Raw genomic sequence first — 4955 nt, forward strand, 5'->3', positions numbered from 1 at the left:
CGCCATCCGGGCGCGTGTCGTCAGCCTGCCTTTGAAGAAGAACGCTGCCGGCGAACTCGGTTTTGCCGTCTATGTCGGCGGCGGTCAGGGCCGTACACCGATGATCGCCAAGAAGATCCGCGACTTCCTGCCCGAGGCGGACCTTCTGTCCTACTGCACGGCGATCCTGCGCGTTTACAACCTCTACGGCCGCCGCGACAACAAATACAAGGCGCGCATCAAGATCCTCGTCCACGAGACCGGCGTCGAGGAGATCACCCGTCAGGTCGAGGCCGAATGGCAGGAGCTGAAAGAGGCGGATCTGAAGCTGCCGGAAGCCGACATCCGCGCCATCGATGCCTATTTCGCGCCGCCGGCGCTGGCCGACCGGCCGGAAGGCGACGAGGTGGTCAAGCAAGCCCGCCTCGATTCCAAGAGCTTTTCGGAATGGCTCGATCAGAACGTGGTGACCCACCGCCATCCTGATTATGCCGCCGTGACCATTTCGCTCAAGGGCATCGGCGAAGCGCCAGGCGATGCCTCCGACAGCCAGATGGAAGCGGTCGCCGACCTTGCCGAGAAATATGCCTTCGACGAGTTGCGCGTCAGCCACGAGCAGAACCTGATCCTGCCGCATGTTGCGCGCGCAGACCTCAAGGCGGTCTATGACGCTCTGGTCGAGATCGGACTGGCGACGGCCAATTCCAACCTGATATCAGACATCATCTCCTGCCCCGGCCTCGATTATTGCGCGCTGGCCACGGCGCGTTCCATTCCGGTGGCACAGGAAATCTCACTTCGTTTCGCTTCGCTTGAGCGGCAGCGCGAGATCGGCGAATTGAAGCTGAAGATTTCCGGCTGCATCAACGCCTGCGGCCATCATCATGTCGGCCATATCGGCATCCTCGGGGTCGAAAAGAAGGGCGCCGAACTCTATCAGGTCACACTGGGCGGCTCGGCCGACGAGAACACCTCGGTCGGCGAGATCATCGGCCGCGGCTTCAGTTCGGAAGAGATCACCGACGCCATCGAGCAGATCGTCGAGACCTATCTCGGCCTCCGGCTCGACAGAAACGAAAAATTCATCGACGCCTACCGCCGTGTCGGTCCCGCGCCGTTCAAGGAGGCGCTCTATGCTGGCGAAGCCAAGGCCGCTTGATCGTATCGTCGACGTCGAGGCCGGCGTCGCCGCCGAAGCGGCGGGGCTCGATGCGCTCTATGGTCATCTGAAGCCGCTTGAGATCATCGAGCGGTCGGCCCGGGAGTTCTTTCGCGGCGAAATCGCCGCAGTTTCGTCCTTTGGCGCGGATTCGGCGGTGCTGCTGCATATGATCGCCAAGATCGACCGGACGTTGCCGGTGATCTTCCTCGACACCGGCAAGCATTTCGAGGAGACGCTCGGCTATCGCGACGCGCTCGTTGCCGATTTCGGACTGACCGATATCCGGGTGATCACGCCGGACGAAGCAGCGCTCGAACGGATCGATCCGACCGGCAATCTGAACGAGACCGACACCGACGCCTGCTGCGGTGTTCGCAAGGTCGAGCCGCTGGCGCGCGGCGTCGAGCCGTTCCGCGCCTGGTTCACCGGCCGCAAGCGTTTTCAGGCGACGACGCGGGCGTCCCTTCCGGTGTTCGAGGCGGTCGGTTCGCGCATCCGCATCAATCCGCTGGCGCATTGGACGACCGCTGACCAGGCCAACTATATGCGCAAGCATCAGCTGCGCGAGAATCCGCTGGTCGCCTATGGCTATCTGTCGATAGGTTGCTTCCCGTGCACGCAGCCGGTGCAGCCGGGCGATGACGCGCGCAGCGGCCGCTGGGCAGGGCACGCCAAGACCGAGTGCGGCATCCATTTGTCGGGCCTGGAAAAGTCGCTGACCGACGCATCGCTTTAGGGTATGTTGATATTCAGGTGATGCCGGCCTGCAAACGGTAGCTTCCTGCGCTTCCGATGCTCACGTACCCAAAGTACGCTCCGCTCCGGGTTCTCGGAAGCCACCATTTTTGCCTCGGCCTGACCTGAATCTCAACGCACCCTGGACTGTTTGATTTTTAGGAATTTCGATGACCGAACCGACGACACTGGAGACCCGCCTCTGGACCCCGAAGGGTTTTCGCGAGGACGAGTGGACCCATGCCGAAAGTGCCGACGCACTGTCCGGCAATGGCCGCTTCATCCTGCCGCTGCAGGCGTTTCTCGACCTCGATCCGGCGGTGCGCCGGTCGGCGAAGGAGCGCCTCGGCGTGCTGCTTCAGCCCGGCGATCAGCTCGAAAAGGTCGCCGACCTGCTCGACCAGATATCGCTGGTGGCGTTGGCCTTCCCGGCTTTCAGTGACGGCCGTTCCTTCTCAAAGGGAGAACTGCTGCGCAGCCGCTACCATTTCGAGGGCGCGGTCCGCGCAACCGGGCAAGTTCTGGTCGACCAGCTGCCGCATATGCTGCGCCTCGGCTTCGACGAATTCGAAGTGTCGAATCCGGTGCTTTTGAAACGGCTCGAGGAAGGCCGCACCGGCGGTCTGCCGCTGTATTATCAGCCGACCGAGAGGCCGGAGGCCAAAGGCCCTAAATATTCCTGGCGGCGGGTGCGCGCCGGCTGATCGCCTGCGCCGGGCAGATCGCCGCATCTGGTCGGACCACCTTGCAGATTCAATCTTTTATTTTCGGTGTCCTGCCCTTAGGATAGGCTCATTATTTCGTGCGCCGAAATAAATATCGCCGCTAAGGGAGGAACCGGAATGGCTGGTAAGAAGATATTGATGCTCGTTGGCGAGTTCAGCGAGGAATACGAGATTTTCGTCTTTGAACAGGCCATGCATGCGGTTGGCCACACTGTCCATGTCGTCTGCCCTGACAAGAAGGCGGGCGACATACTGAAGACTTCGCTGCACGACTTCGAGGGCCACCAGACCTATACGGAAAAGCTCGGCCACGACTACATCCTCAACAAGACCTTTTCCGAGGTGAACCCGGCCGAATACGACGCCGTCTATGCGGCGGGCGGGCGCGGCCCGGAATATATCCGTATCGACAAGCGGGTGCAGGCGCTGGTGCGGCATTTCCACGAGACCGGCAAGCCGATCTTCACCATCTGCCATGGCGCGCAGATCCTGATGGCGGTCGACGGCGTGCTGCGTGGCAGGGAAGTCGCGGCGCTGCATTATTGCGAGCCGGAAGTCACGCTCGCCGGCGGCACCTACATCGATGTCGCGCCGACCGGCGCCCATGTCGACGGCAATCTGGTATCGGCTAAGGGTTGGCCGGGCCTCGCCGCCTTCATGCGCGAATGCCTGAAGGTGCTCGGCACCGAGATCCGCCACGGCGAGATCCTGATGCGCGACGAACGCAAGGCGGCTTGAGCAAGGGCTTGGGAACCGCCGCATTTGTCGTGCGGCGGCTCTACAGCGCCGCGCGTCCTTTTGGGACGCGCAAAGGACGCTGTAGCACTTTGATTCTACGCATGATCCTTTCCGAAAATCGATTTCGATTTTCGGGTCATGCGTTTACGCAGTCATCCGCGCTTCGCGAAACGACACCAGTTTGCTGCGGCTCTCATCCCACAGCGCCAGCTTGACGCAGCGCAGGCTGTCGAGAAGCGTGACACGGCCGATTTCGCGCAGTTCCGGATAGTCCCTCAGGACCTCCTGCAGTCGATAGCACGGCACCTTGGCGGAGAGGTGGTGCACGTGATGCACGCCGATATTGCCGGTGAGCCAGTTCAGCACCGGCGGCAGGTCATAATAGGACGAGCCGTGCAGGGCCGCGTGCTGAAACTCCCATTCGGAGTCCTTTGCCCACTCGGTTTCCTCGAATTGGTGCTGGACGTAAAACAGCCAGATGCCGGCGGAACCGGCCAGAACGACGATGGGTAAGTGGACAACCAGGAACGCTTCGAGGCCGACGAACCAGACGAGGGCGGCGGCGGCGACCGCGATGGCCACGTTGGTTGCCATTGATGACACCCAGGGCGTGAGGCCGCCTCGCATCATGCCGACCGGCAGTCTCTGCTCAAAGATGAAAAGCCAAATGGGGCCGAGGCCGAACATGACGAGCGGGTGGCGATAGAGACGATAGGCAAGGCGGCCCCGCCAGGACATTTGCCGATATTCGGCGACAGTCAGCGTCCTGATGTCGCCCGTGCCGCGCTCATCGAGGTTGCCGGCGCTGGCGTGATGGGTTGCGTGGGCACGTCGCCAGCAATCGTAGGGGGTCAAGGTCAGGATGCCCAGGCCGCGGCCGATCCAGTCGTCGGCGGTGCGGTTGGCGAAGAAGGAACCATGGCCGCAATCGTGCTGGATCATGAAGATCCGCACCAGAAATCCGGCGGCCGGAAGTATGAGGATCAGACCCCACCAATGACCATGGGCATAAGCAACTGAGGACAGTGCCCACAGCGTGGCAAAGGGAATGAGGGTGATGGCAAGTTCGACGGCGCTGCGCCGCCTGTCAGGTTTCTTGTAGCGCGCCAGGATCTTCAACCAGGCACGTTTGCTGTTCGCCACAGCTTCGGGGGAAATCATGTTCATCAGGAAGCATAGACAGACCATTCCGTCGCCGCAAGGCAGGGATCACGCCAAATTACTGCGGGTAATTGTCGCGCGACGCGTAAGGTGCTGCAATGTGGGAGGGCATGCTTCCGGCGGCACGCAACGACAGGCGAATGTGTTGGTCTACCGCAGGGGGCCACGGGCGGCTACGCTGCTCTCGATGCCGTCCAGGCGGTCGAGCAATTCCCTGAAACGATCGGGAATGTCGTTCTCCGTCCGGAACGCCGGCAGCGCACGCAGAAAGCGCATCGTTGCCTCGGTGCCGAACTGGCGCCTGATGCCGGCGGCGAGCCTTTCACGTCTTTCGTCATTGTTGCGGGCGCCATTCTTGTTACGGTCGCCGTCGTTGCGGGTCATCATCTCAAAATCCTGTATCGGCTTCGAAACTCTTCCAGCAGACGAATGGTTCCCCCAACGCAGCATCTTGG

Annotated in this window: 6 protein-coding genes; 4 read left to right on the forward strand and 2 right to left on the reverse strand. The window is 61.7% G+C overall.

What is annotated here, in order from left to right; all coding sequences use genetic code 11:
- From EOA85_RS27565 to EOA85_RS27580, 4 genes are all read left to right on the forward strand, one after another.
- Positions 1-1138, forward strand: a 1138-nt coding sequence (locus EOA85_RS27565) for a nitrite/sulfite reductase (RefSeq protein WP_164759920.1), incomplete at its 5' end; no start/stop codon positions are given.
- Positions 1113-1877 carry a phosphoadenylyl-sulfate reductase gene (locus EOA85_RS27570; RefSeq protein ID WP_127211874.1) on the forward strand — a complete coding sequence of 255 codons (765 nt, stop codon included), beginning with the start codon at positions 1113-1115 and terminating at the stop codon, positions 1875-1877. The genes EOA85_RS27565 and EOA85_RS27570, both read left to right, overlap by 26 nt.
- Before the next feature lie 169 nt (positions 1878-2046).
- Positions 2047-2580, forward strand: coding sequence for a DUF934 domain-containing protein (locus tag EOA85_RS27575; protein ID WP_127211875.1), 534 nt, complete (start codon positions 2047-2049; stop codon positions 2578-2580).
- Positions 2581-2718: 138 nt separating this feature from the next.
- On the forward strand, positions 2719-3339 hold the full coding sequence (locus tag EOA85_RS27580; protein ID WP_127211876.1) for a DJ-1/PfpI family protein: 621 nt from the start codon (positions 2719-2721) through the stop codon (positions 3337-3339).
- Between the two features lie 144 nt (positions 3340-3483).
- Here the strand turns inward: EOA85_RS27580 and EOA85_RS27585 are convergent, their stop codons facing one another.
- Positions 3484-4506, reverse strand: coding sequence for a fatty acid desaturase (locus EOA85_RS27585; RefSeq protein WP_127211877.1), 1023 nt, complete (start codon positions 4504-4506; stop codon positions 3484-3486).
- Between the two features lie 144 nt (positions 4507-4650).
- Positions 4651-4955 (reverse strand): hypothetical protein (locus tag EOA85_RS27590; protein WP_348627934.1); only part of this gene is annotated, 305 nt, incomplete at its 5' end.

The sequence above is a fragment of the Mesorhizobium sp. M5C.F.Ca.IN.020.29.1.1 genome, assembly GCF_003997375.1.
In the GTDB taxonomy this organism is placed as follows: Bacteria; Pseudomonadota; Alphaproteobacteria; order Rhizobiales; family Rhizobiaceae; genus Mesorhizobium; species Mesorhizobium wenxiniae.